Raw genomic sequence first — 25,930 nt, forward strand, 5'->3', positions numbered from 1 at the left:
CTCTGTTCGAGAGAGGGCCGGTTTCGAGCTGGGGAAAAACCAAGGTGTGGTCGAAAACACTCCTGATGCGTTACCCGGACGTGGTGGCGCCGCGACCAGGCATGAGGAGAGACTGAGACCAGATCGTCCCGGCGCGAGCCACGCGCCGCCGGCGTACAAGGAGGCACCCGTGCCGCATGTCCTGGTCCTCAACGCGTCGTACGAGCCACTCGGCGTCGTACCGCTTCGCCGCGCGCTCATCCTCGTGCTCAACGACAAGGCGATCAGCCTCGAGGATTCCGGCGCGCTCATGCGGAGCGCCACCCGCGTCGTCCCCGCACCCAGCGTCGTCCGTCTGAAGCGCTTCGTGCGGGTCCCCTTTCGGGGCCCTGTCCCGCTCACCCGCCGCGCCCTGTTCGCCCGTGACGGCGGCCGGTGCGCGTACTGCGGTGGCGTCGCAACCAGCGTCGATCACGTCATTCCGCGCAGTCGCGGCGGGCCGCACTCGTGGGAGAACGTGGTGGCCGCCTGCCGCCGCTGCAATCACGTCAAAGCCGACCGGCACGTCGCCGAGCTCGGCTGGCGGCTGCGGCACCAGCCCGCACCGCCGTCGGGTCTCGCCTGGCGGATCATCGGCACAGGCCATAGGGATCCGCGCTGGCTGCCATACCTGCAGCCGTACGGCGCGGACGACGCGATGGCCCGGATCGACGGCATATCTGCCTGAAGCCGGGCCATCGTCATGCCGCCTGACGGCCGCGGACGCCGTCGGGCGGTTCCTCGTGCCGCGGCCCCGGTCCTTCCTGCACCATCGGACCGCACGAAATCGGGCAAATCAGGGCATGCGGTGAGCCGTTCGTGCAGCAAAGCCGACCCCTGCCCGTAGAGCCGCCGGAAACGGCCGGGTGATGGACCGTACGCCGTACAGTGAGGGCGTGGATGACGTGCATGAGCTGAGCATGCTCGAGCAGGCCGCTGCCGTTCGCCGCGGGGACGTGTCGCCCGTCGAGCTCGCCGAGCACTATCTGCGGCGGATCGAGCGTCTCGACGGCGCCGTCGGCGCCTATCTCACCGTCACCCCCGAGCGGGCGCTCGACGACGCCCGCCGCGCGGAGCGGCGGCTCGCCGCCGGCGGGGAGCTGCCGCCGCTGCTGGGGGTGCCGCTGCCGGTGAAGGACCTCGACCCCGTGCCCGGGATCCGCTGCACCGCCGGGTCGGCCGTCTTCGCCGACCGGGTCGCCCCGCCCGAGGCCGCCACCCACCTCGTCGGCCTGCTGGAGCGCGCCGGGACCGTGCTGCTGGGCAAGACCAACACCCCCGAGTTCGGGCTGCCCGCCTACACCGAGAGCCGCGTCGGGCCGCCCGCCCGCAGCCCGTACGAGCCCGCCCTCGGCGCCGGCGGGTCGAGCGGCGGGGCGGCCGCCGCCGTGGCCGCCGGTCTCGCGCCCGCCGCGCCCGGCAGCGACGGCGGCGGGTCCATCCGGATCCCCGCCAGCTGCTGCGGCATCGTCGGCCTCAAGCCCAGCAGGGGCAGGATCAGCCCGGCTCCGGAGGGCGACGTCAGCGGGCTCGCCACCGCCGGGCCCCTGGCCCGTACGGTCCGGGACGCGGCCGCGCTGCTCGATGTGATGGCCGGGCCCGTGCCCGGCGACCCGGTTCCGCTGGCCGCGACCGAGACGCCGTTTCTCGCGTGGTGCGAGCGGACTCCCGGGCGTCTGCGCATCGCCCGCTGGGCGCGGCCCGACGTGCCGGACGTCACCGTGGAGCCCGAGGTGCTCGCCGCGTACGAGAAGACGTCCGCGCTGATCGCCGAGCTCGGCCACGACGTCATCGACGCGGACCAGCCGCTGCGGCCCGGCGACCGGGACGCCTTCACGCCCGTGTGGGCGGTGCTGGCGGGGCTCGCGCCCGTGCCGCCGGAGCGGGAGGCGGAGCTGATGCCGCTCACCCGCTGGCTGCGCGAGCAGGGCCGGGCCGCGACCGGCCTGGAGTACGCGCGTTCGCTGGCCGCCATGCAGCGCGTGGGGCGTCGGCTGGCCGCCGCCGTGGCCCCGTACGACGCCGTGCTCACCCCCACCCTCGCCCGGCTCCCGCAGCCCGTCGGCGCCCTGCGCGACGACGCCGACCCGGCCGCCGACTTCGCCGCACAGATCGCCTTCACGCCCTTCACCGGTCCCTGGAACATCGCCGGGCTGCCCGCCGTCTCCCTTCCGCTCGGCTGGACCGGCCAGGGGCTGCCCGTCGGGATGATGCTGGGCGCGCCGCACGGCGCGGAGGGTCCGCTGCTGGCGCTCGCGGCCCAGCTGGAGGCGGCGGCCCCATGGGCGGGCAGGCGCCCGAAGATCTGGTGACGGCGGCGCCCCGGGGCCCGGCACCCGTACGTCGCGTCCGGGCACGCGCGCGTGCCCGGTGTCCGTGCGTTGGGCCCGACGCGGGTCGTACGTCCGGGTCCGTACGTCGGGGTCCGTACGTTCCGGAAATTCGACGCCGTAGACTCTCGTTCCGCCGCAATCCCTGCGCTCGACACCGCACGCGGCCGTGAAATCACGCACGGGAACCATATGTGACCTGTCCCACGTTCCTGTGGTGTTTACGTCTGCGGCCGCGCCCGGTGGGTAGAGCTGCTGTGACCCACTCCCGTCTACTCACGGAGGCCCGCGTGGCCGCGCCAGCCCAACTGCTTCTGTCCGCTCAGTCCAAACCCGCCGACCCCCTGGATCCCGAGCCCGTCAACCCGCTCGACCTGGACGGCCTGTCCGACCCCGACTCCGGCCTCGAGGGCGCCAGCTCCAGCGAGTGGGCCGAGCCCCCGCTCACCAGCGAGCCGCCGCTCGCCGACACCGCTCCCCTCACGAGCGAGCCGCCGCTCGCCGCAGAACTTCCGCTGACCAGCGAACCGACCGCCACCGGCATGGGTGCTGGGGGCACCTCCCAGCGATAGCTGGGGGAGCACGGAGTCCATGGAGGTCTAGATGGGCCGAGCGCGGCTCGCCACCCTGCACGGAGTTGCCACTTCGTACGAGCCCGCCCCCGGCCGTACGGTCGAAGTGCCCGAAGACACCGTCGTCGCCGTGCTCGCCGCGCTGGGCGTCGACGCGTCCACACCGCGCGCGGTACGCGCGGCACTCGACGAGCACGCGCACTGGGAAGCGAACCGCCTGCTGCCCGACACCGTGGTCCTGCGGAGACCGCCCGCTCCGGCCGCCGCACCCGCGCACGGCGCCGCCGTCCCACCGGCCCCCCAAAGCGCCGTACCAGCCGGGCCGCCGGCCCGCGGCAGCGCGGGCAGCGCGCACCCGCGCGACGTCGCCCGAGTGCAGGGCGTCCTGCGGTACGCGCCCGTACCGGCCCTCCCCGAGGGCACCCTGCTGCACGTCGACACCGAGAGCGGCGACAGCCTCCCCTGGGACGGCTCCGCGTTCTTCCGCGGCAACCCCGCCCCGGGGCGCACCGCATCCGCCTGGGCCGCCTCCGCCCCCACGGCTCCCTCGGCCTCCTCGGCCTCCTCGGCCTCCGGCGCCGCGGGTCAACTCCCGCTCGGCACCCACACGTTGCGCGCCCTGGCCCCCGACGGCCGCTCCGCCCGCGCCACCCTCATCGTCGCGCCCGACCGGATGCCCGAGCCTCCGGGGCGCAGCTACGGCTTCCTGGTCCAGCTCTATTCCCTCCTGTCGGCCCGTTCCTGGGGCATGGGCGACCTCGGCGACCTGGCGGATCTCGCGGCCTGGTCCTGCAGATCGCTGGGCGCCGGATTCGTCCAGCTCAACCCGCTGCACGCGGCCGTGCCGGGGAACGGGACAGAGCCGACCGACCCGTCCCCGTACCGCCCGTCCTCCCGGCGCTTTCCCGACCCGGTGCATCTGCGCGTCGAGGACGTGCCCGAGTACGCGCACCTGACCGGACCGGCCCGGGCGCGGGCCGCAGAACTCGCGGAGCAGGCCACCGAGTTGCGCGACGGCGTCCTCCACAAGGGGGCGCTGATCGACCGGGACGCGGTGTGGCGGCTCAAGCGGGAGGCCCTGGAGCTGGTGCGCGGGGTCCCGCTGAGCCCCGGCCGCCGCGCCGCGTACTGCGACTTCCTCGCCGAACAGGGCCGGGCCCTGGACGATCACGCCACGTGGTGCGCGCTCGCCGAGGTCCACGGCTCCGACTGGCACGCCTGGCCGAGCGGCCTGCGCGACCCGCGCTCGGCCCGTACGGAGCGGGCGCGCCGCGAGCTCCTGGACCGCGTCGACTTCCACTGCTGGCTCGCCTGGCTGACCGACGGCCAGCTGGCCGCCGCGCAACGGGCCGCGCGTGACGCGGGGATGGGCATCGGGCTCGTCCACGACCTGGCGGTCGGCGTGCACCCGGGCGGCGCCGACGCCTGGGCGCAGCGGGACGCCTTCGCCGCGGGAATGTCCATTGGCGCGCCCCCGGACGCCTTCAACTCCCGCGGCCAGGACTGGGGCCTGCCACCGTGGCGCCCGGACGCCCTGGCGGCCGCGGGCTACGGGCCGTACCGCGACCTGCTGCGGGGCCTGCTGCGGCATGCGGGCGCGCTGCGCATCGACCATGTGATGGGCCTGTTCCGGCTGTGGTGGGTCCCGGAGGGCCGCGAGCCGACCCAGGGGACGTATGTCCGCTACGACGCGGAGGCGATGCTGGGCGTGCTCGCCCTGGAGGCGCACCGCGCGGGCGCGGTCGTCATCGGAGAGGACCTCGGCACGGTCGAACCGGGCGTGCGGGACGCCCTGGCGGGACGGGGGGTGCTGGGCACGTCGGTGCTGTGGTTCGAGCGCGACTACGAGTCGGCGGCGCTGCCGGACGACCCGCCCGCCGATGGACCAAGCGACCCGCCCGCCGCCGAGACCGCCGACCCGCCCGCCGCCGAGACCGCCGACCCGCCCGCCGCCGAGGACGCTGCCGCGGGCGGCAGCCCAGGGGGCGGCAGCCCAGGGGGCGGTGCGGGCGGCCGGGGCGCGGAGCGTTCCGGGCGGGCGCGGCCGTTGGGGCCCGAGGCGTGGCGGGCCGGGTGTCTGGCCACCGCCACCACGCACGATCTGCCGAGCACCGCCGCCCGGCTCACCGGCGAGCACGTCGAGCTGCGCCACCGGCTCGGCCTGCTCACTCGCCCGCTCGCGCAGGAGCAGGCCGAGGACGCCGTCGAGGTCGCCGAGTGGCTGGCGCTCCTCGGGCGGCTCGGCCTGCTGCCCGAGGGCGCCGAGGACGAGGAAAGCTCCATCAAGGCGGTCTACCGCTTCCTCGCCGGCACACCGGCCCGGATGGTCGGCGTCTGGCTGCCCGACACCGTCGGGGACCGGCGGCCGCAGAACCTGCCGGGGACCTGGGACCAGTACCCGAACTGGCGGCTGCCCATCGCCGACGCGGATGGGCAGCCCGTCACGCTGGAGCAGCTCGCGGCCTCTCCGCGCCTGCGCGCCCTGATGTCGGAACTCGCCGAACGCCTCCCGCCGCCGTGCCCGGCGACGGAGCAGCCGTAACGGAGCGGCCATAGAGGGCACCCCGGGCGCGCGGGCCGCCAGGGCGCCCGCTACGGTGAGGCTGTGGACAAGAAGAACGCCCTGCGCACCGGAGCCGTCGCCGCCGGTTCGACGCTGATGATGCTGCTGATGTCGTCCCCCGCGCTCGCGGTCACCCGCGACGACGGTGACGACCCGGGTTCCGGCCTGAGCGTCGTCCAGACGCTGGGCCTCTTCGTCGGGCTGCCGCTCCTGCTCTTCGTGGTGATCGCCGGCCTGGTGGTCATGGGCGAGAAGAAGTCCGGCCAGCAGAGCTGAACTCCCGCGCAGCACCCCGCATCACCTGACCGACGAGGGCGCCGCCCCGCCGTACGTACCCATACGAGTACGAGGCGAGGGCGGCGCCCTCGTCGCGCTGCCCGCCGCTTCCCCGCCGCGCTCCCCGTCCTTTCACGCCGTTTCCCGCCGGTAACGCTTCAGCCGTCTCCGCGGGGACCATTGACGCCCGCTCTCACCGCGGCCTACCTTTCCTCCCAGCAATAGGAAACTTTCCTAACAGTGCAGCACCAGCTGGGGGTATGCGCATGGCTGTGACACCGGGGAGCACAACGCCGGGAGGCACGACGCCGGGTACGCCACGGGTGCTGCGGGCGATGAACGACCGCGCCGCCCTCGATCTGCTGCTGGAGCACGGCCCCCTCTCCCGCTCCCGCATCGGCAAGCTCACCGGACTCTCCAAGCCGACCGCCTCTCAGCTGCTGGCCCGGCTGGAGTCGGCCGGGCTCGTAGTCGCCACCGGCACGAGCGAGGGCCGCCCGGGGCCGAACGCCCAGCTGTACGCAGTGAATCCGGCCGCTGCGCACGTCGCCGCGCTCGACGTCACCCCCGACCGCATCCTCACCGCGGTCGCCGACATCACCGGCCGCACCGTCGGCTCGTACGAGCTGATCACTCCGGGCCGCCACGCCCGGGGCGCCGTACGCCAGGTGGTCGAGGCCCTGGACGGCGCGGTCAAGGTGGCCGGGCTGACCCGGGCCGACCTGCACCGGATCGTCATCGGCACCCCCGGCGCCTTCGACCCCAGCACCGGCCGGCTGCGCTACGCCAGCCACCTGCCCGGCTGGCACTCCGCCACGCTCCTCGACGACCTCGCCGCCGCCCTGCCGATGCCGCTGGAGTACGACAACGACGTGAATCTGGCCGCGGTCGCCGAGCAGCGGCTCGGCGCCGCCCGGGGCCACGACGACTTCGTGCTGTTCTGGAACGAGGAGGGGCTCGGCGCCGCGATCGTCATCGGCGGACGGCTGCACCGGGGCTGGACCGGCGGCGCAGGCGAGGTCGGCTTCCTGCCGGTGCCCGGCACCCCGCTCGTACGGCAGGTCGCCAAGGCCAACAGCGGCGGATTCCAGGAGCTGGCGGGCGCCCAGGCCGTACGGGTGATCGCCCGCGAGCTGGGCCTCGACGTGCCGGAGGGACCGCACAAGGAGGTCGCGGCAGAACTCCTTTCGCGGGCGGCGGAGGCTGCGAAAGCGGCGACGACCGCAGAAGTCACCGCACCCGCAGAAGTCACCGCACCTGCCGAGGCCGCCGAAGCGGCCGGGCAGTGGCCCCAAGACCCCGGCCGGGAGCGCGAGTTGCTGCAGCGCTTCGCGACCGGACTCGCGACCGGACTCGCCTCGCTGGTCGCCGTGCTCGACCCCGAACTCATCGTCCTCTCCGGCGGGGTGATCGCCGCCGGCGGAGAGCCCCTGCGCGAGCTGGTCCAGGCCGAACTGGCCGAACTCGCCGTGCCCCGCCCGCACCTCGTCCTCGGCGACGTGCAGGAACGCCCTGTCCTCTGCGGCGCGTTGCAGAGCGCCCTCGCCACCACTCGCGACGAGGTATTCGACACCTCCCGCTGACCCGCCCACCGTTCCACCCCAGCACCTCCCTTTCGTCCCACGAACCCCTGGGAGACACCGTCATGTCCGGAACACGTACGGCCACCGCAGCGGCCCTCGCGGCGACCGCCGCCCTGTCCCTCCTCGCCACGGCCTGTACGGGCCAGAGCGGCACCGCCGCGAGCGACGACCCCAAGGCCGAGACGACCATCAACTTCTGGCATGGCTGGAGCGCCCCCAGCGAGGTGAAGGCCATTCAGGAGAACGTCGCCCGCTTCGAGAAGGCCCACCCGAACATCAAGGTCAAGGTCACCTCGAACATCACGGACGACAAGATCAACCAGGCGCTGCGGGCCGGCGGCGCCAACGCCCCGGACGTCGTCTCCTCCTTCACCACCGACAGCGTCGGAAATTTCTGCACCTCCGGCGCCTTCGTCGACCTGAAGCCGTTCCTGGAGAAGTCGGATATCGACCCGGCGAAGGTCTTCCCGGAGGCGCTGCGGCAGTACACGCAGTTCGACGGGAACCAGTGCACGCTGCCGCTCCTCAACGACGCGTACGGCCTCTACTACAACAAGGACGCCTTCGAGAAGGCCGGTATCAAGGCCCCGCCGAAGACCTGGTCCGAGTTCGAGAAGGCCGCGGTCAAGCTGACCAGAGCGAAAGGCGACTCGTACGAGCAGCTCGGCTTCATGCCGATCTTCCACGGATACGAGACCACTCCCGGCCATTACGTCGCCCAGTGGGGCCCGGAGTACTTCGACGAGGACGGCAAGTCCAACATCGCCAAAGACCCCGCCTTCGCGAAGATGTTCACCTTCCAGAAGGACCTCATCGGCAGGCTCGGTGGCTTCGAGAAGCTGACGAAGTACTTCAACACCTTCGGTGACGAGTGGGGCGCCAAGCACCCCTTCCACACCGGCCAGGTCGCCATGCAGCTCGACGGCGAGTGGCGGCTCGGCATGGCCAAGGACGCGGGCGCGACGTTCGAGATCGGTACCGCGCCGCTGCCCGTCCCGGACGACCAGGCCGCCGACTACGGCAAGGGCTACCTGTCCGGCACGATCATGGGCATCGCCGCCACCAGCAAGAAGCAGAACGCGGCCTGGGAGCTGGTCGAATACATGACCACGGACACCGACGCCGTCGTGGCGTTCTCCAACGCGATCCACAACGTGCCTTCCACGCTCGAGGCGCTGAAGTCACCGAAGCTGAAGATCGAGCCGGAGTTCCGGACCTTCATCGAGATCGCTCAGCACCCGGAGTCGAACACCACCCCGGCGCAGGCCGACGGCGGCGCGTACCAGGTCACGCTCCAGGACTTCGGCTACGCCTACGAGAGCGGAAAGCAGAAGGATCTCAAGGCCGGTCTGAAGAGGACCGCCCAGCAGATCGACACGGACATCGCGAAGCAGAAGTAGAACGCCGATGACCACGCACACCCTGCGGGCAAAACGCACGCGCAGTGCCCTTGGCGCGAAGCGCAGAAAATCGGCACTGCGTACTGCGGCCTTCATGTCGCCCTGGCTGATCGGCTTCAGCGTCTTCTTTGCCTATCCGCTGATCTCCACCGTCTACTTCTCCTTCATGAAGTACGACGGCTTCCGGGCGCCCGCTTTCAACGGCCTGGACAACTGGAGCTATGTCTTCAGCGACTACCGGCTGTTCTGGCCCGCCCTGCAGAACACCCTGTGGCTGGTGCTCGTCATGGTCACCTGCCGGGTCGTCTTCGGGCTCGGCGTCGGGCTGCTGATCACCAAGATCAAGACAGGCGCCGGGGTCTTCAGAACCCTCTTCTACCTGCCCTACCTCGCCCCGCCGGTGGCCGCGACGCTGGCCTTCGTCTTTCTCCTCAACCCCGGTACGGGACCGGTCAATTCGATGCTCGCCGACCTCGGCCTGCCGGCCCCCGGCTGGTTCACCGACGCCGCCTGGTCCAAGCCCGCGCTCACCGCGCTCGCCCTCTGGGGCGTCGGCGACCTGATGGTGATCTTCATGGCCGCGCTGCTCGACGTACCCGGGGAGCAGTACGAGGCGGCCGAGCTGGACGGCGCGTCCGCCTGGCACCGCTTCCGGTACGTCACCCTGCCGAACATCTCCCCCATCGTGATGTTCGCCGTGGTCACCGGCGTGATCCAGACGATGCAGTACTACACGCAGCCGCTGGTGGCGGGGAAGGTCGCCTCCGGCATCATCGGCGGCTCCGGCCAGCAGTTCGAGCCGGGCTACCCCGACAAGTCCACGCTCACCCTCCCCCAGCTCGTCTACAACCTCGGCTTCCAGCGCTTCGACTACGGCTCCGCCTGTGTGATCGCGCTGGTGCTGTTCGCTCTCGCCATGGCCTTCACCGCGCTGCTGATGCGCCGCCGCGGCGGCCTCGTCCAGGCAGGTGACTGACCATGGCCCAAGTCCTCACCGCCCCCACGACGCCGGCCACCCCATCGGCCACCCCGGCCGCCCGCACCGCGCGCCGCAAGGTCCTGCTCCACTGGATCGCGGTGCACGCACTCGGGGTCGCCACCGCGCTCTTCTTCGTGCTGCCGTTCGTCTTCGTCTTCCTGACCTCGGTGATGAGCGACCAGCAGGCACTCACCCGCGATCTGTGGCCGCACACCTGGGAGTGGGACAACTACGCGCAGGTGTGGAACACGCCGGGCTTCCTGACCTGGTGGCGCAACACCCTGCTGTACGCCGGGCTCGGCACGGTGCTGACCGTGCTCTCGTCGATCCCCGTCGCGTACGCGCTCGCCAAGTTCCGCTTCCGCGGCCGCAATCTCTCCCTGATGCTGGTCATCTCGATGATGATGCTGCCGCCGCAGGTCGTCATCATCCCGATGTACCTGTTCTGGGCGAAGCAGCTCGGGCTCTCCGGGACGCTGTGGCCGCTGATCATTCCGATGGCGTTCGGGGATGCGTTCTCCATCTTCCTGCTGCGCCAGTTCCTGCTGACCATCCCGAACGAATACCTGGACTCGGCCCGGGTCGACGGCTGCGGTGAGTTCCGCACGCTGCTCAGGATCGTGCTGCCGATGGCGAAGCCGGGCATCGCGGCCGTGGCGCTGTTCCAGTTCTTCTACGCCTGGAACGACTACTTCGGCCCCCAGATCTACGCATCGGAGAACAAGGCCGCCTGGACGCTCAGTTACGGCCTCGAGTCCTTCAAGGGGGCGCACCACACCGACTGGAACCTGACGATGGCCGCGACCGTGCTGGTCATGGCGCCCGTCATCGTCGTCTTCTTCTTCGCCCAGAAGGCATTCGTCGAGGGCGTCACGCTGACCGGAGTGAAGGGCTGACCTCACGCTATGAAGCTCGCTGTAGTGGGTGGCGGATCCACCTATACACCGGAGTTGATCGACGGTTTCGCACGGCTGCGGGACACGCTCCCCCTCACTGAGCTGGTCCTCGTCGACCCGGCGGAGGAGCGTCTTGAGCTGGTGGGCGGGCTCGCGCGGCGGATCTTCGCCAGACAGGGCCACGGCGGACGGATCGTCACCACCTCCGACGTGGACGCGGGCGTGGACGGCGCCGACGCCGTACTCCTCCAACTGCGCGTCGGCGGGCAGGCCGCGCGCGAGCAGGACGAGACATGGCCGCTCGAGTGCGGCTGCGTCGGGCAGGAGACGACCGGCGCGGGCGGCCTCGCCAAGGCGCTGCGCACCGTCCCGGTCGTCCTGGACATTGCCGAGCGGGTGCGCCGTACGAACCCGGACGCCTGGATCATCGACTTCACCAACCCGGTCGGCATCGTCACCCGCGCGCTGCTTCAGGCCGGGCACCGGGCCGTCGGGCTGTGCAATGTCGCGATCGGCTTCCAGCGACGGTTCGCGAAGCTGCTCGACGTACGCCCCGAGGACGTGCACCTCGACCACATCGGGCTCAACCACCTCACCTGGGAGCGGGGCGTACGGCTCGGCGGCCCGGAGGGCGAGGACCTGCTGCCGAAGCTGCTCGCCGAGCACGGCGACGCGATCGCCGACGACCTGCGCCTGCCGCGCGCCGTACTCGACCGGCTCGGCGTCGTCCCTTCGTACTACCTGCGCTACTTCTACGCGCACGACGAGGTGGTGGAGGAGCTGCGGACCAGGCCGTCGCGGGCGGCGGAGGTGGCGGAGATGGAGCGGCAGCTCCTCGAGCTGTACGGGGACCCGGCGCTCGACGAGAAGCCCGCGCTGCTGGCCAGGCGCGGCGGGGCGTTCTACTCGGAGGCGGCGGTGGACCTGGCGGCTTCGCTGCTGGGGAACAGGGGGAGCGCGGTGCAGGTCGTCAACGCGTACAACAACGGCACGCTGCCGTTCCTCGCCGACGACGCGGTGATCGAGGTCCAGGCGCGTATCACGTCCGAGGGTCCCGAGCCGCTCCCGGTGCCCGAACTCGACCCGCTCTACGCCGGGTTGATCGGATGCGTTACGGCGTACGAGGACCTGGCGCTCGAGGCGGCCCTGCGCGGCGGGCGCGACCGGGTCTTCAAGGCGCTCCTCGCCCACCCCCTGATCGGCCAGTACGGTCTCGCGGACGCGCTCACCGACCGACTCGTCGCGCACAACCGGGAGCACCTCGCGTGGGCCTGACCGCTTCCGTGCTCGCGATCGACGCGGGCAACAGCAAGACCGACGTGGCACTGGTCGGCGCCGACGGCCGCGTCCTCGGCACCGCGCGCGGCGGCGGCTTCAGCCCGCCGTCGGTGGGGGTCGAGGCGGCGGTGGACGCGCTGGCGGAGACGGTTCGCCGGGCGACGACGGAGGCGGGCATCGCCATCGGCGGCGACCCATTCACGTCGTACACCTCGGCCTGCCTCGCCAACGCCGATCTCGCGGTGGAGGAACAGCGGTTGAGGGAGACCCTGCACGCGCGGGGCTGGGCCGTCACGACCGACGTGCGCAACGACACCTTCGCGGTCCTGCGCGCGGGCGTCGACGAGCCGCGCGGCGTGGCCGTCGTCTGCGGCGCGGGCATCAACTGCGTCGGCATGCTCCCCGACGGCCGTACCTCCCGCTTCCCCGCCATCGGCCGGATCTCCGGCGACTGGGGAGGCGGCGCGAGCCTCGCGGAGGAGGCCCTCTGGTACGCGGCCCGGGCGGAGGACGGCCGCGGAGAGCCGACGGAACTCGCCTGGACGCTGCCCGCGCACTTCGGGCTCACCACCATGTACGCGCTGATCGAGGCGCTCCACCTGGGGCAGGTGCCGGGGCGGCGCAAGCACGAGCTCACGCCGGTGCTGTTCGAGACGGCGGCGGCGGGCGACGCGGTCGCCCGGTCGATCGTGCACCGCCAGGCGGAGGAGGTCGTGGCCCTGGCGACGGTCGCCCTGACCCGGCTCGACCTGCTCGACGAGGAGGCGCCCGTACTGCTCGGCGGCAGCGTCCTGGCCGCCCGGCACCCGCTGCTGCACGACCGCATCGCGGAGCTGCTCGCCACCCGCGCTCCGAAGGCGGTCCCCCAGGTGGTCACCGCCCCACCGGTGCTGGGCGCGGCCCTTCTGGGCCTGGACGGCACGGGTGCGCCGGGCGAGGCACATGCGCGCTTGCGGACGCACTACATGGGCGCCTGACGCCGGTGTGTGGGCAGCCGTTGCGCAGGGGGATGGGCCCCCATGCCGTTCAGGCTATGGGGGAGGATGCCCACACAGCGACCTACCGAAGTCCGTCGTCGATGGCGGCGAGCATCACGGAGGTGTCCGGCCGCACACCGAAGCGGCCGGTGCCGCGCGGAAGCGCCCTGGTTCCGTCATCAGGGAGACACGCCCGGCAATCAGGCCCGCAGCCGGACGACCTTTGTTTTCGCACATTCCACCTCGAGGTCATGCCGGGGACCGCGCCGAGGCTGAAGACTGGTGGAACGCAGGGCCGGACGGCGACCGCCCCTGCCGCGAGCACCCGTCTCCGGAGTACGTGTGAAGTCATCACAACTGCTGCCCCTGTCCAACCCCTCCACATCGTCTCCGGCCGCGGCTGCGGAACTCCCGCGCGCAGCGGGCGCATCGCCTCCGGCCGGCGCCGGCCGCCTGCGCGAACTCGACGGGCTACGCCTGCTGGCAGCGTTGATGGTCTGTCTCTTCCACTACGCGGGCCGCGGCGGAGCGGTGGAAACCGCCTGGGGTTCGTCGCCCCGAGACCTCTTCCCCCATCTGTCGTGGGCGGCGCTCTACGGCAACCTCGGGGTCGAGATCTTCTTCGCCATCAGCGGTTTCGTGATCTGTATGAGCTGCTGGGGCCGTACGGTCGGGGCCTTCTTCCGCTCCCGGGTGGTGCGGCTGTATCCCGCCTACTGGGCGGCGCTGATCCTCGTCGGCGGCGTCTTCGCCCTGGCCCCGCAGGTCGATCACCCGCCGAGCGTCACCGACTTCGTCGTCAACCTGACGATGCTGCAGCAGCCGGCCGGCTCACCGAGGATCCTGGGCGTCTGCTGGACGCTGTGGGCCGAAGCCCGCTTCTATCTGCTGTTCGCCCTCTTCGTGGTGTGGAAGGGCACGAGCTACCGGCGCGTGGTGACGTTCTGCTGCGGCTGGACGATCGCCACCGTGATCGCCCAGGCCGCGCCGCACCCGCTGCTCGGCCAGATCGTCCAGCCCACCTTCGCCCCGTACTTCATCACGGGACTCGCGCTGTACCTGATCCACCGCTACGGCGGCGACCTGACGCTCTGGGGCATCATCGGCGTCAACTGGGCGCTGGGCAACGCCTTCGTCATCCGCGCGCTGGCCGACTCCAACGGCTTCCTGCCCCGCGAACCGCTCATCATCGCGGCCGTACTCACCTGTGGAATCGCCACCCTCGTCCTGGTGGCCACTGGCCGTCTGTCCTGGGCCCGCTGGCGCTGGCTGACGACCGCCGGGGCGCTGACGTACCCGTTCTACCTGATCCACGAGCACCTGGGATGGGCCTCGATCTACCTGCTCCACCAGCTGCTCGGCATCCCCCCGGCCTGGACCCTGCCGCTGACGGCTGCCTCGATGCTCGCCCTGGCCTGGGGAATTCACCGGGCGGTCGAACGCCCGCTGGGCGCATGGATGCGATCCACGATGGCCGCACAGGCGGCCCGCGGGGCCCTGCGGGGACGCTGAGCGCGTCGGGTCCGCAGCTCATGATTCTGGACGACCCGACGCTCCTCGCACTGGGATACGGAACCCAGGCCAGATCCACCGTTCTGGCCCAACGCGGCCGGCCAGGCCGCTTTCCGATACGTGGTGGAACCGAACGGACACCGAACACGTCATGCCCGTCGGGGGCCACGCCCGGGAAACCGCTCAGCTCAGGACGTCCGGTCGCGATCCCGCGCAGGATCTCGATCCCGATCCGAACAAGATCGAGTCATTCCCGGTGTGGATGCCCGCCCCCGCGGCCATACTTCTGGCCATGTGGCTGTACAGCCACGTAGCTGAAGTAGCTGTCCTCCGCCGCACCGGGCGACGGGCCATCGTCAGCGACCGAGGGGGAGGTCCCGTGTCACACCCGCCGGCGGGCACCGCGCCGCCACAGCCGCCGGCCCCGCCGTCGGCGCCCGCTCCGGCCTCCGCCCCCACAGCAACGTCCGCTTCGGCGGCCGCATCCGCGTCCGCGCACACCCCCGCGCGGAGGACCGCGTGGGCCGAGAGTGTCGACCGGCTCCGGGCCGGGGCGACGACCGAGCCCGGACGGCTGCGGATCATCGGAGCCGTACTGGCCGCGCTGGTCGTCACGTTCGGCGCGGTGACGGCCTGGCAGGTGTCGGACCGGGCGAGCGCGGCGGACGACGTGGTGAACCGTAGCCAGCGGCTCAGCGCCGACGCCGCCAGCATCTACCGCTCACTCGCGGACGCCGACACCACCGCCGCGGCCGGCTTCCTGGCGGGCGGCCAGTGGCCGCGCGGGGTGCGGGAGCGGTACGAGCGGGACATCGAGACCGCGTCCGCCCTGCTGGTGAAGGCCGCGGCCAACAGCGAAAGCTCGGCGTCCGCCGGCCGGCATGTGCGCACGCTCAACGAGCAGCTGCCCGTCTACACCGGCCTGATCGAGCAGGCGCGCGCCAACGGCCTCCAGGGCCTGCCGCTCGGCGGCGCCTATCTGCGCTACGCCAACGACTGTATGCGCAGTCGGCTTCTGCCCGCCGCCCGCGCGCTGTACGACGCCGAGACCGAGCGGCTCGGCTCCGACTACGACGACGCCAAGTCCTGGCCGTGGCTCGCGCTCGGCGCGGGCGGCCTCGCGCTCGGCGCCCTGGTCTGGGCGCAGCGCCGCGACTACCGCCGTACGAACCGGGTGTTCAACCCCGGCCTGCTCGGGGCCACCGCCGCTTCTGCGGTGGTGCTGCTCTGGCTGGCGACCGCGCACGCCGTGGCCTGGTCGGGCCTCAACACCTCGTACGAGGACGGGGCGAGGTCGCTGCGGGTACTCAACGAGGCGCGGATCACCTCGCTTCAGGCGCGCGGCGACGAGAGCCTCACGCTGGTCGCACGCGGCGCTGTCCTCAACGACGACGGCGAGGACTTCTACGAGACGGGCTACGGCTCCGCCATGGACGAACTGGCCGGGGACGACAACGGCGCCGGCCGCGGGACCCTCCTGGGGAACGCCGCCCTCCTCGCCGACGACCGCGAGGGAACTCATCCGGTCCGCACCGGCGTTGACGCTGTGCGGGACTGGCGGAAGCTCCACCGGGAGGCCCGCGCGACCGATGAGAACGGGGAGTACGAGGAGGCGCTGAAGAAGGTCATCGGCAGCGGCGGCGAGACCACGGGCAAGCAGTTCGACGAGGTCGACGCGAGCCTGGAGACGGCGCTGGCGCACGAGCAGCGGGAGTTCAGGCGCGCCGCGGACGACGGGCGGGGCGCGCTCGCCGGGCTTCCGGCAGGCGCCGCGGTCCTGGCCCTGCTGGGGGCGGTGGGCGGCGTGCTGGGCATAGGCCGCAGGCTGTCGGAGTACCGGTGAGGGGAGGCGTCGTGCGACACGGACCGGCAGGGCCCACAGAACCGGCGGGGCCGACGCGACCGGCGGGATCTGCGGGACCTGCGCGACCCGCAAGGGCGGCGCTGGGCAGACTGCGGGGCTGGGGAGGCGTCGCAGGGATGGCCCTGGCGTGCGCACTGGCCGCCACCCTGCTGCCGCTGGCACAGCACAAGGCGGAGCTGACCGTGAAACTGCCCGCCGGTCACCCGTACCGGCCGGGCGCGGCCCAGGCGCAGTCCGCCACCGACGAGAAGGACGAGAAGTGCGAGGACCCGGAGGCCGGCCTGCGCCCCTCGGGCGCCGACGGCCCCGCCGTCGGCAGAATCAAGAAGCGCGGCTATCTGATCGCCGGAGTCGACCAGAACAGCTACCGCTGGGGCTACCGGAACCCGGCGACCGGCAAGCTCGAGGGCTTCGACATCGACCTCGTCACGGCCATCGCCGAGGACATCCTGGGCGCCGACGCCAAGGTCGTCTACCGCGCCATCCCCACCGACCAGCGCATCCCGGCCCTGCAACAGCGCAAGGTGGACATCATCGCCCGGACGATGACCATCAACTGCGACCGCATCGAGCAGGTCGCCTTCTCCACCGCCTACTTCCAGGCCGGACAGCAGGTCCTCGTCCCCAAGGGCTCGTCCGTCACGGCCTTCAACGACACACTGCGCGGCAAGCGGGTCTGCACGGCGGCCGGTTCGACCGGCGAAGCGGAGCTGAAGAAGCGCTCGCGCGGCGCGAAGGTCACGACCGTGCCCAACCAACTCGACTGCCTGGTACGGCTGCAGCTCGGCGAGGTCGACGCGGTGATCACGGACAACGCGCTCGCGGCCGGGCAGGCGGCCCAGGACCCGTCCGTGACACTGGTGGGTGAGCCGTTCACGGAAGAGCCCTACGGCGTGGCGATGAACCTGGAGGATGAGGACCTGGTACGCCGGGTGAACAAAGTCCTGGAGGACTATCGCGAGAGCGGGGCGTGGATGACGGCGTACGAGCGCTGGCTCGCGGCGGACCTCAAGGGCATTACAGGACCACCGGCGCCGAAGTACCGCACCAACTGACCCCGCAGACCAGCAGACCAGCCCGGAAGCAGACCAGCCCGGAACAGGAACCGGACAGAACAGGAACCGGACAGAACAGGAGAGGTGATCGATGGGGGTCCCGGGACCCGTCCCCAGCTCCGCGGGGAAACCCCACGGTCCGGTCATGGACCGGGAGGAGGTGGACCGTGCGCTGGCCAGGCTCGGCGCCGAGCACGAGGCGATCGAGACCTCGCTGCTCGCGCTCCAGGACCACGCGGGGCGCAGACTTCTCGAGGGGGCCGATCTCACCGGCACCACCAAGCGCCGCTGGGCATCCACCGAACAGGTCATCTCCCTTCTGTGGACCCACTTCGAGGTGTACACCGAAGCCCTGCGGGAGGCGCGCGGGCTGCGCGCCAAGCGGCGCTGGCCGGGCCGCGAGGAGCTCGTCGAGCTGACCGAGCTGCTGCGCGGCCCCAGCGTCACGATCCCCGGCAGCGCCACCGCCGCGCCGGTGGGCCCCGCCGCCTCCGAGCTGCCCCCCACCCTCACAGGACCGGCCAGGCTCAGCGAGCAGTTGAGCCTGGAGGAGCTGGTCGAGCGGATGAACGCCTGGTACGCACAGGCCCTGGACGTGGTCGTGGCCGCGGACGCCATCTGGTCCGCGCTGCCCGCCCGGATAGACCTGCTCTCCGCCGAGCTGCAGCGCACCCGATCACTGGCGCACTCCGTCGGCGTACGCCCGGGTGAGCACCCGGCGGGCGACGACCTGGAGCGGATCACCGCCGGGCTCACGGCGCTGCGCGCCGAGGTGGTCTCCGACCCGCTGGCCTTCTGGAGCCCGGCGGCGTCGGGCAGTTCGGCGCCCGGCGGCGGCCGCCCCGACACCTCCCGCTACGACCGGGAGGCCCGCGCCCTGGAGGACGTACGGCGCGAGATCGAGGCGGTGCTCGCCGTCCGGCAGGACGCGGAGCGGCGGCTGCTGCACCTGCGGGATCTGCTGTCCAGGGCCGACCGTACGCTCACCGAGGCGCGCCAGGCCCGCGGCGAGGTGCTGGCGAAGATCGCCGCCTCCGAGGTGCCCGCGGTGAGCGGCCCGCCGACCGCGCTGCACGAGCAGCTGGCGACCGCGGCGGACTACCGCAGGCGCGCCCAGTGGCACCGGCTCTCACCGCTGCTCGACAGCCTGGAGGAGCGGGCCGAGGACGAGTTGATACGGGCCCGTGAATCGCTGACCGCGGTGACCGCGCCGCTGGCGGTACGGGCCGAACTGCGCGGCAGGCTCGACGCGTACAAGGCGAAGGTCGCCCGGCACGGCATGGCGGAGGACCCGCTGCTGATGGAGCGGTACGACCTGGCGCGCCGGATGCTGTGGAGCGCGCCGTGCGATCTGCGCGCCGCGGAGGCCGCGGTGCTGCGCTTCCAGCAGGCGGCGGCTGAGGTCCTGGTGCCGCGGCAGGCGGGAGCGCCCGGTGCGGAGGACCGGCGCGCGGAGGATGAGGGGGGCTCATGACGACGAGCACGGGCACGTGCCAGCGGCCGGGGTGCCCCGGGTCGTACGAGGACGTCGGCGGCGGGGAGCTGTACTGCGATACGTGCGGTCTCGCGCCTGTCGTGTCCGCCGACGGGATGGTGGGCTCCTCGCCCACCGGCGTCACGGGCGCGGGCGGGCCGCGCGGCAGCTCGTCCGGCCGGTCCAAGTCCGGCCCGTCGAACTCCGGCCCGTCGAACTCCGGCCCCTCGTCGGGCGCTTCGCCCCCCGGCGCTTCGTCATCCGGCAGTTCACGGTCGTCCCGCTCCTCCTCGTCCCGCCGCTCGGTGTCGGGGCGGCTGTCGGGCCGGGCCGGGTCCCGGTCCGTGTCGGTGCGCAGCTCCGGCTCCGCAGGCTCGGCGTCGGGCCGCAACAGGCTGGGAGCGGGGCTGGTCTCGGTGCCGGAGGTGCCACGCCCCGACCCCCGGACGGCGGTCCTGGACCACCCCGAGGTCCCGGAGCGGAAGCGATTCTGCAGCCGCGGCGACTGCGGAGCGCCGGTCGGCCGGGCGCGCGGCGGGCGGCCCGGCCGCACGGAGGGCTTCTGCACCAAGTGCGGGCACCCGTACTCGTTCGTCCCGAAGCTGCGCCCCGGCGACATCGTGCACGGGCAGTACGAGGTGGCGGGCTGCCTCGCGCACGGCGGCCTCGGCTGGATCTATCTCGCCGTGGACAGGGCGGTGTCCAACCGGTGGGTCGTACTGAAGGGCCTGCTGGACACCGGCGACGAGGACGCGCTCGCCGCGGCCGTCTCCGAGCGGCGCTTCCTCGCCGAGATCGAGCACTCCAACATCGTGCGGATCTACAACTTCGTCGAGCACCTCGACCAGCGCACGGGCAGCCTCGACGGCTACATCGTGATGGAGTACGTCGGCGGCAAGTCGCTCAAGGACATCGCCAACGAGCGGCGGGCGCCGGACGGCAGGCGCGATCCGCTCCCGGTGGAGCAGGCGTGCGCCTACGGCCTGGAGGCGCTCGAGGCGCTCGGCCACCTGCACAGCAGGAACCTGCTGTACTGCGACTTCAAGGTGGACAACGCCATCCAGCAGCAGGATCAGCTCAAGCTCATCGACATGGGCGCGGTCCGCAGGATGGACGACGACGAGAGCGCGATCTACGGCACGGTCGGCTACCAGGCGCCGGAGGTCGCGGACATCGGCCCGTCCGTCGCCTCCGACCTCTACACCGTGGCGCGCACCCTGGCCGTCCTGACCTTTGACTTCCAGGGCTACACCAACGTCTACGCGGACAGCCTGCCCGACCCCGACAACATCGAGGTCTTCCGCCGCTACGAGTCGTTCTACCGCTTGCTGGTGCGGGCGACGGATCCCGATCCAGGGCGGCGGTTCGCCTCGGCGGAGGAGATGTCGGAGCAGCTGACCGGCGTGCTGCGGGAGGTCGTCGCGCTCCAGACGGGGCGGCCGCGGCCTGCGCTGTCCACGCTCTTCGGACCGGAACTCCGCGTGACGGACACGGAGTTGTTCGCCGACGAGGACGCGGGCCCGGTCCAGAACCCTGGCCTGCCCGCGCCGCAGTCGCACTCCCCTGCGGCCGGTTGGGCGCAGGCGGGCGGGTACGGGCACGCGGCCGGGTACGCGCACGCGGCCGGAGGCGGTGGCAGTCGCCCCGGCCTCGCCCCGCTCGATCTGCGCGGGACCGCGCTGGCGCTGCCCGTGCCGCGCGTCGACGCCCGCGACCCGAACGCCGGATTCCTGGCCGGTCTGATGGCCTCCGCGCCCGGGGAGCTGCTGGCCGCCCTGCGCAGCGCGCCCGCCGACTCCGTGGAGCTGCGGCTGCGCGAGCTGCGCGCCCGCCTCGAGAGGGGCGAACTGGCCGCGGCCGCCGAGTCGTTGGCGCAGCTGGAGGCGTACCACCCGGACGACTGGCGCGTCGTCTGGTACCGCGGGGTCGCCTCGCTGGTGACCGGCGACCACGAGACAGCGGCCCTCTCGTTCGACGCCGTCTACGACGCGTTCCCCGGTGAGCCCGCCCCGAAGCTCGCGCTCGGGATCTGCGCCGAGGTGCTGGGCCAGCTGGACAACGCCGCCGAGTACTACCGCCTCGTCTGGACGGCCGACCCGAGCTATGTGAGCGCCGCCTTCGGGCTCGCCCGGGTACGGCTCGCGGCAGGCGACCGTACGGGCGCGGTGCAGGCCCTGGAGTCCGTACCGGAGGCGTCGATCCACTACACGGCGGCCCGCATCGCGGCCGTACGCGCCCGGCTCCGGCAGCGCGCCGCCCACGACCCGCTGCTCGACGACCTCACGGCCGCGGCCGGACAGGTCGAGCGGCTCCAGGACTTCGGCCTGGACGCGGTGCGGCGCGAGCGGCTGTCGGCGGAGGTGCTGGGCTGCGCGCTGGACTGGGTGGTCTCGGGCAGACACGGCGCCCCGGCGGCGGGCGCGTTGGCCGGTACGGGTGCCGTTGCCGGGGTCGGTACGGGTCCCGGGGCGGTGTCCGTCGCCGGGCCCGCGGCCGGTGCCGGTGTCGGTTCCGCGGCCGGGGCCGAGGGACAGCCCGTGCTGCTCGGCAGCCGCCTGGACGAGCGGGGCCTGCGCTTCGGCCTGGAGCGCTCGTACCGCGTTCTGGCGCGGCTCGCGCAGCGCGGCGAGGAGAGGATCGAACTGGTGGAGCGGGCCAACCGCTTCCGTCCCCGGACGTGGGTGTGAGTGATGTCGCAGATGCCCCAGGTGCCTCAGCTGTCCGCCTGCCCGCGCTGCGACGAGCCGCTGGAGTCGGGTGACAACTTCTGCGGCGCATGCGGAACCGACCTCTCGTCCGCGCCGCAGCCACCGGCCGACCGCCCGGCGGCCGCCCCGGCCCGCGCCGCCTCCGCTGCCCCGCCGCGGCCCGGCCACGCACCGACGGCCCCGGACGGCGCCGCCGGGCCGGCCGGTACGGAGAGCGGGAGTGCCTCCGCTCCGTCGTCGACGCAGCCGCTCGGCCAGGGCGAACGGGCGCTACCTCCCCCGGTGCCGGGCACCCGGCTCCCGGACGGCACCGCGGTTCCCCCACTGCCGGATCATCCACCGACAACGGAGGGTACGGCCCCCGCGGCAGGACCCCCACATGGCGCGGGCATCCCGTCCGCCGCCCAGGAAGCCCACGCACCCGAGGACTTGGCGAGCGCTGACTCGGCACCGACACCGCCTCCGCCTCGGGGCGCGGCAGCCGTGTCTCACGGCTCGGCCGCGGCCGCGGCCGCCCCCGCATCCGCGCCCGAGGACCGGGAGCCGGCGGATGCCGGAGGGGAGCCGTCGTCCGGCGGCCGGACCGCCGGCGCCGAGGACTACCCATTGGCGTCTCCCGCCGCGGAGAGCGGGCACGGCGGTGCGCCCGTCGATCCGCGGACCACCGATGCGTACGGACTCGCCGCGCCCCCGCGGACGGTGGACGACACCCCGGGCGGCGCGGCGGCCGATCCCGCTGCCGCGGAAGGGCGCGCGGGCGCGAGCACGGGCGAGACCTGCGTCGCCTGCCGGGCCGGAGTCGTCGACCACGACGGCTACTGCGGGCACTGCGGGCACGCTCAGCCCCGTAAGCGGGACCACATGGAGCAGGTGCTCGACAGCGTCGCGGCCGTCAGCGATCGCGGGCTGCGGCACCACCGCAACGAGGACGCGTTCGCCGTGTCCGCCACCGCGCTGCCCGACAGCTCGCCCGCCGTCGTCGCCGTCGTCTGCGACGGCGTGTCGTCGGCGACGCGGCCCGACGAGGCTTCGCAGGCGGCGTCCGACGCCGCGAGCGAGTCGCTCCTCGCCGCCCTCCCGTGCGGCACGCACCCGCAGCAGGCGATGCACGACGCGATCCTGGCCGCCGCCGAAGCCGTCAACTCCCTTGCGGCCGCGCCGAACCAGCCGCAGGAGCACGACCCGCACCGCCACCACGAGAACGCCCCCGCCTGCACCATCGTCTCGGCCATCGTCGCCTCCGGCATCCTCACGGTCGGCTGGATCGGCGACAGCCGGGCGTACTGGGTGCCGGACGACCGTACGGCCACGGCCGCGCGGCTGACCGAGGACGACTCCTGGGCCGCCCAGATGGTGGCCACGGGCCTGATGTCGGAGGCCGAGGCGTACGCGGACGAGCGCGCGCACGCGATCACCGGCTGGCTCGGCGCCGACGCGTACGAACTCGAGCCGCACACCGCGTCGTTCAAGCCGGACCGGCCGGGCGTGGTCGTGGTCTGCACCGACGGGCTGTGGAACTACGCGGAGGGCGCGGACGAGATGGCCCTGGCCGTACCGGCCGACGCCCGCGCCCGGCCGCTGCACAGCGCCAGGACACTGGTGGGTTACGCGCTGGACGGCGGGGGCCACGACAACGTAACAGTGGCCGTGGTGCCGTTCCCCTCCCCCGCCGCGGGGGCAGGATCGGCCTGAGCGACACCGCGATTCAGCTTCAGGCATCATGCGTGGGGGGCGTACCGGATGGCCAACTTCTCCAAGTCGAACGTGCCGCGGTTCTCGGCCGAGGTGTACCAGAACGTGTACCTCTCGGAGGGCGGCCGCGAGGTGAACGCCATCGTCACCGTCACCGCCACCGGCGGCGGCACGACCGGCGGGATGCCGCTGACCTCCCGGACGTACTCCCGGGACACCGGGCCCGGTGCCGCCGTCGTCATCATGGTCGACTGCTCCGGCTCCATGGACTACCCGCCCACCAAGATGCGCAACGCGCGCGACGCGACCGCCGCCGCGATCGACGCCCTGCGGGACGGCGTCGCGTTCGCGGTCGTCAGCGGCACCCACCGGGCGAGCGAGGTCTACCCGGGCGGCGGCCGTCTGGCGACCGCAGACGCGGACACGCGCGCCCAGGCCAGGCAGGCGCTGCGCAAGCTGAGCGCGGGCGGCGGCACGGCCATCGGCACATGGCTGCGGCTGGCCGACCGGCTGCTCGCCACCGCCGATGCGTCTTCGCCTCAGCAGGAGTTCATCCGCCACGGCATTCTGCTGACCGACGGGCGCAACGAGCACGAGTCGCCGGAGGACCTGCAGGCCGCGCTCGACGCCTGCGCGGGCCGGTTCACCTGCGACGCGCGCGGCGTGGGCACGGACTGGGAGGTCAAGGAGGTCACCGGGATCGCCTCCGCGCTGCTCGGCAGCGCCGACATCGTGGCCGATCCGGCCGCTCTCGCCGCGGACTTCACGCAGATGATGGAGACCGCGATGGGCAAGGAGGTCGCGGACGTGAGTCTGCGGCTGTGGACCCCGGTGGGCGCGCACATCGCGTTCGTGAAGCAGGTGGCGCCGACGGTCGAGGACCTGACCGGCAGGCGGACGGACGCCGGACCGCGCGCCGGGGACTATCCGACGGGCTCGTGGGGCGACGAGTCGCGCGACTATCACGTGTGCGTACGGGTGCCGGCGGCGGGCGTGGGCCAGGAGATGCTGGCCGCCCGGGTCTCGCTGATCGTGCCGGCGCCGGACGGCGGCCCGCCGGAGACCCTGGCGCAGGGGCTCGTACGGGCCGTGTGGACGGACGACATGGCCTCATCCACCTCCATCGACCCGCAGGTCGCGCACTATACGGGCCAGGCTGAACTGGCACAGGTCATCCAACAGGGGATCGATGCCCGCAAGTCGGGCGATCGGGACGGAGCGACCGCGAAGTTGGGCCGGGCCGTGCAGCTGGCGAACGCCTCGGGGAATGCCGAGACGGCGAAACTGCTTGCGAAGGTGGTGGACGTGGTCGACGCGGCGACAGGTACTGTGCGATTGAAGGCGAGGGTCGCGGAAGCCGACGAGATGACTCTCGAGACGCGGTCGACGAAGACGGTTCGCGTCATGAAGTAGTCCGGAAACAGTCCCTGAGCAGTCGCAACGCAAGAAAGACGGTCCGGAGGGGCCGAGGTGAGAGGGGGAAGCACCGACATGCCGACCTGCCCGAACGGACACCAGTCGGGTTCCGACGACTGGTGCGAGGTCTGCGGACACCACATGGCCGGTGCCGCGGCTCCCGCCGGTACCGTCCCGCCGCCACCCCCGCCCCCGCCGGTTCCGGGCGCGCCCGGGGGGCCGGGAGGACCCGGAGCGCCGGAGGGCGGCTACGGGTATCCGAACCCGAATCCGAACCAGCCCTCGCCGGGGGGTTACGGGTACCCGAACCCGAACCAGCCCGCGGCGCAAGGCGGTTATGGGTACCCGAACCCGAACCAGCCCCCGGCGCCGGGCGGTCCGTACGGCCCTGGCGCCGGACCGGGTCCTGGGCCCGGTCCCGCTGCTGGTCCCGGTTTCGACCCGAACGCCACCGCGCAGGCGGAGCTGTGCCCGCAGTGCCGTACGCCGCGCGAGGCGCAGGCGCCGTTCTGCGAGGAGTGCCGCTACAACTTCCTGACGCACTCGCCGACGTTCGCGCCGCCGGCCCCGCCGTCTCCCGGCATGCAGCCGCCGGGCCTGTTCCAGCCGCCGCAGCAGCAACCGCAGGCACCCCAGGCGCCGCAGCAGCCCCAGTCACCGGACGGCTTCGACTACCAGAGCTCGCGGCCATCCCAGGTCAACCGCCCGGCCGAGCCGCTGGCCCCGCAGCAACTACAGCAGCCGCTGCACGGTGTCCCGCCGCAGGGCCCGTACCCGCAGCAGGCCCCGGCGCCGTCCGGAGCCCCGGACTTCGGCGGTGGAGGCGGTGGCGGTGATGACTGGACGCTTCAGCCGCCCGCCCAGGCCCCAGCGCCGGGGCCCGGACCGGGCACCGGCCAGGTACCGGGCGCGCCGCAGGCCGCCCAGCCGGCCGGCTGGGTCGCGGTCGTGGCCCCGGACCGCCAGTACTTCATGGCGATGATGGGCCGCAGCGGCCCGGAGGCTGCCGGGCTCAACCTCCCGGCGTACTCGCCCGCGCAGCAACTCCCGCTCACCGGCAGCCAGGTCACCATCGGCCGCCGCCGGCACAGCACCGGCGAGTCCCCCGACATCGACCTGTCCCGCCCGCCGGAGGACCCGGGCGTCTCGCACCAGCACGCGGTGCTCGTCGCGCAGCCCGACGGGTCCTGGTCGGTGGTCGACCAGGACTCCACCAACGGCACCACGATCAACGGCGGGGAGGACCCGATCCAGCCCTTCGTCCCGGTACCGCTCCAGGAAGGCGACCGCGTCCACGTGGGCGCCTGGACCACGATCACGCTCCGCAGGGGCTGAGC

Annotated in this window: 19 protein-coding genes; all 19 read left to right on the plus strand. The window is 72.8% G+C overall.

Going from position 1 to position 25,930, the window contains the following annotated elements:
• The first annotated feature begins 169 nt into the window (after positions 1–169).
• The 19 genes from ACTWP8_RS12035 to ACTWP8_RS12125 all read left to right on the plus strand — a co-directional run bounded on the left by ACTWP8_RS12035 (position 170) and on the right by ACTWP8_RS12125 (position 25,928).
• Positions 170–706 carry an HNH endonuclease gene (locus ACTWP8_RS12035; protein ID WP_443314784.1) on the plus strand — a complete coding sequence of 179 codons (537 nt, stop codon included), beginning with the start codon at positions 170–172 and terminating at the stop codon, positions 704–706.
• 208 nt (positions 707–914) lie between these two features.
• Complete coding sequence (locus ACTWP8_RS12040; RefSeq protein ID WP_443322129.1) at positions 915–2,330, plus strand: amidase; 1,416 nt, start codon at positions 915–917, stop codon at positions 2,328–2,330.
• 308 nt (positions 2,331–2,638) lie between these two features.
• Positions 2,639–2,920, plus strand: a complete 282-nt coding sequence (locus ACTWP8_RS12045) for a hypothetical protein (RefSeq protein ID WP_443314782.1) — start codon at positions 2,639–2,641, stop codon at positions 2,918–2,920.
• A 31-nt stretch (positions 2,921–2,951) separates the two neighbouring features.
• Complete coding sequence (gene malQ / locus ACTWP8_RS12050; RefSeq protein ID WP_443322130.1) at positions 2,952–5,462, plus strand: 4-alpha-glucanotransferase; 2,511 nt, start codon at positions 2,952–2,954, stop codon at positions 5,460–5,462.
• 63 nt (positions 5,463–5,525) lie between these two features.
• Positions 5,526–5,759, plus strand: a complete 234-nt coding sequence (locus tag ACTWP8_RS12055) for a hypothetical protein (protein ID WP_443322131.1) — start codon at positions 5,526–5,528, stop codon at positions 5,757–5,759.
• Positions 5,760–6,025: 266 nt separating this feature from the next.
• Complete coding sequence (locus ACTWP8_RS12060; RefSeq protein WP_443322132.1) at positions 6,026–7,342, plus strand: ROK family transcriptional regulator; 1,317 nt, start codon at positions 6,026–6,028, stop codon at positions 7,340–7,342.
• 62 nt (positions 7,343–7,404) lie between these two features.
• Positions 7,405–8,742: an ABC transporter substrate-binding protein gene (locus tag ACTWP8_RS12065; protein WP_443322133.1), complete on the plus strand. Its 1,338-nt coding sequence runs from the start codon at positions 7,405–7,407 to the stop codon at positions 8,740–8,742.
• A gap of 7 nt (positions 8,743–8,749) precedes the next feature.
• Positions 8,750–9,718: a carbohydrate ABC transporter permease gene (locus ACTWP8_RS12070; protein ID WP_443322134.1), complete on the plus strand. Its 969-nt coding sequence runs from the start codon at positions 8,750–8,752 to the stop codon at positions 9,716–9,718.
• 2 nt (positions 9,719–9,720) lie between these two features.
• Positions 9,721–10,617, plus strand: a complete 897-nt coding sequence (locus ACTWP8_RS12075; RefSeq protein WP_443322135.1) for a carbohydrate ABC transporter permease — start codon at positions 9,721–9,723, stop codon at positions 10,615–10,617.
• Positions 10,618–10,626: 9 nt separating this feature from the next.
• A complete protein-coding gene (locus tag ACTWP8_RS12080) occupies positions 10,627–11,892 on the plus strand; it encodes a 6-phospho-beta-glucosidase (protein ID WP_443322136.1) in 1,266 nt (421 codons plus the stop codon).
• Positions 11,883–12,872 carry an N-acetylglucosamine kinase gene (locus ACTWP8_RS12085; protein ID WP_443322137.1) on the plus strand — a complete coding sequence of 330 codons (990 nt, stop codon included), beginning with the start codon at positions 11,883–11,885 and terminating at the stop codon, positions 12,870–12,872. The genes ACTWP8_RS12080 and ACTWP8_RS12085 overlap by 10 nt, the downstream gene beginning before the upstream one ends.
• A gap of 342 nt (positions 12,873–13,214) precedes the next feature.
• Positions 13,215–14,384, plus strand: a complete 1,170-nt coding sequence (locus tag ACTWP8_RS12090) for an acyltransferase family protein (RefSeq protein ID WP_443322138.1) — start codon at positions 13,215–13,217, stop codon at positions 14,382–14,384.
• A 379-nt stretch (positions 14,385–14,763) separates the two neighbouring features.
• Complete coding sequence (locus ACTWP8_RS12095) at positions 14,764–16,227, plus strand: hypothetical protein (RefSeq protein ID WP_443322139.1); 1,464 nt, start codon at positions 14,764–14,766, stop codon at positions 16,225–16,227.
• Between the two features lie 137 nt (positions 16,228–16,364).
• Positions 16,365–17,303 carry a glutamate ABC transporter substrate-binding protein gene (locus ACTWP8_RS12100; protein ID WP_443322140.1) on the plus strand — a complete coding sequence of 313 codons (939 nt, stop codon included), beginning with the start codon at positions 16,365–16,367 and terminating at the stop codon, positions 17,301–17,303.
• 91 nt (positions 17,304–17,394) lie between these two features.
• Complete coding sequence (locus ACTWP8_RS12105; protein ID WP_443322141.1) at positions 17,395–18,777, plus strand: hypothetical protein; 1,383 nt, start codon at positions 17,395–17,397, stop codon at positions 18,775–18,777.
• Positions 18,774–21,464 (plus strand): tetratricopeptide repeat protein, encoded by a 2,691-nt coding sequence (locus tag ACTWP8_RS12110; protein ID WP_443322142.1) that lies wholly within the window; start codon positions 18,774–18,776, stop codon positions 21,462–21,464. Before ACTWP8_RS12105 ends, ACTWP8_RS12110 begins: the two co-directional genes overlap by 4 nt.
• Before the next feature lie 3 nt (positions 21,465–21,467).
• The gene (locus ACTWP8_RS12115) at positions 21,468–23,177 is read left to right on the plus strand and encodes a protein phosphatase 2C domain-containing protein (protein WP_443322143.1); all 1,710 of its coding nucleotides are present in this window, start codon (positions 21,468–21,470) and stop codon (positions 23,175–23,177) included.
• Positions 23,178–23,225: 48 nt separating this feature from the next.
• Complete coding sequence (locus ACTWP8_RS12120; RefSeq protein ID WP_443322144.1) at positions 23,226–24,590, plus strand: vWA domain-containing protein; 1,365 nt, start codon at positions 23,226–23,228, stop codon at positions 24,588–24,590.
• A gap of 78 nt (positions 24,591–24,668) precedes the next feature.
• Positions 24,669–25,928, plus strand: coding sequence for an FHA domain-containing protein (locus ACTWP8_RS12125; protein ID WP_443322145.1), 1,260 nt, complete (start codon positions 24,669–24,671; stop codon positions 25,926–25,928).
• The last annotated feature ends 2 nt before the right edge of the window (positions 25,929–25,930 follow it).

This window comes from Streptomyces sp. 7N604 (genome assembly GCF_052245475.1).
In the GTDB taxonomy this organism is placed as follows: Bacteria; Actinomycetota; Actinomycetes; order Streptomycetales; family Streptomycetaceae; genus Streptomyces.

Coding starts and splice junctions, on each gene's coding strand:
- ACTWP8_RS12100 (WP_443322140.1), top strand. CDS start 16,365: ATGGCCCTGGCGTGCGCACTGGCCGCCACCCTGCTGCCGCTGGCACAG.
- ACTWP8_RS12065 (WP_443322133.1), top strand. CDS start 7,405: ATGTCCGGAACACGTACGGCCACCGCAGCGGCCCTCGCGGCGACCGCC.
- ACTWP8_RS12125 (WP_443322145.1), top strand. CDS start 24,669: ATGCCGACCTGCCCGAACGGACACCAGTCGGGTTCCGACGACTGGTGC.
- ACTWP8_RS12120 (WP_443322144.1), top strand. CDS start 23,226: ATGGCCAACTTCTCCAAGTCGAACGTGCCGCGGTTCTCGGCCGAGGTG.
- ACTWP8_RS12075 (WP_443322135.1), top strand. CDS start 9,721: ATGGCCCAAGTCCTCACCGCCCCCACGACGCCGGCCACCCCATCGGCC.
- ACTWP8_RS12060 (WP_443322132.1), top strand. CDS start 6,026: ATGGCTGTGACACCGGGGAGCACAACGCCGGGAGGCACGACGCCGGGT.
- ACTWP8_RS12070 (WP_443322134.1), top strand. CDS start 8,750: ATGACCACGCACACCCTGCGGGCAAAACGCACGCGCAGTGCCCTTGGC.
- ACTWP8_RS12115 (WP_443322143.1), top strand. CDS start 21,468: ATGTCGCAGATGCCCCAGGTGCCTCAGCTGTCCGCCTGCCCGCGCTGC.
- malQ (WP_443322130.1), top strand. CDS start 2,952: ATGGGCCGAGCGCGGCTCGCCACCCTGCACGGAGTTGCCACTTCGTAC.
- ACTWP8_RS12105 (WP_443322141.1), top strand. CDS start 17,395: ATGGGGGTCCCGGGACCCGTCCCCAGCTCCGCGGGGAAACCCCACGGT.
- ACTWP8_RS12080 (WP_443322136.1), top strand. CDS start 10,627: ATGAAGCTCGCTGTAGTGGGTGGCGGATCCACCTATACACCGGAGTTG.
- ACTWP8_RS12110 (WP_443322142.1), top strand. CDS start 18,774: ATGACGACGAGCACGGGCACGTGCCAGCGGCCGGGGTGCCCCGGGTCG.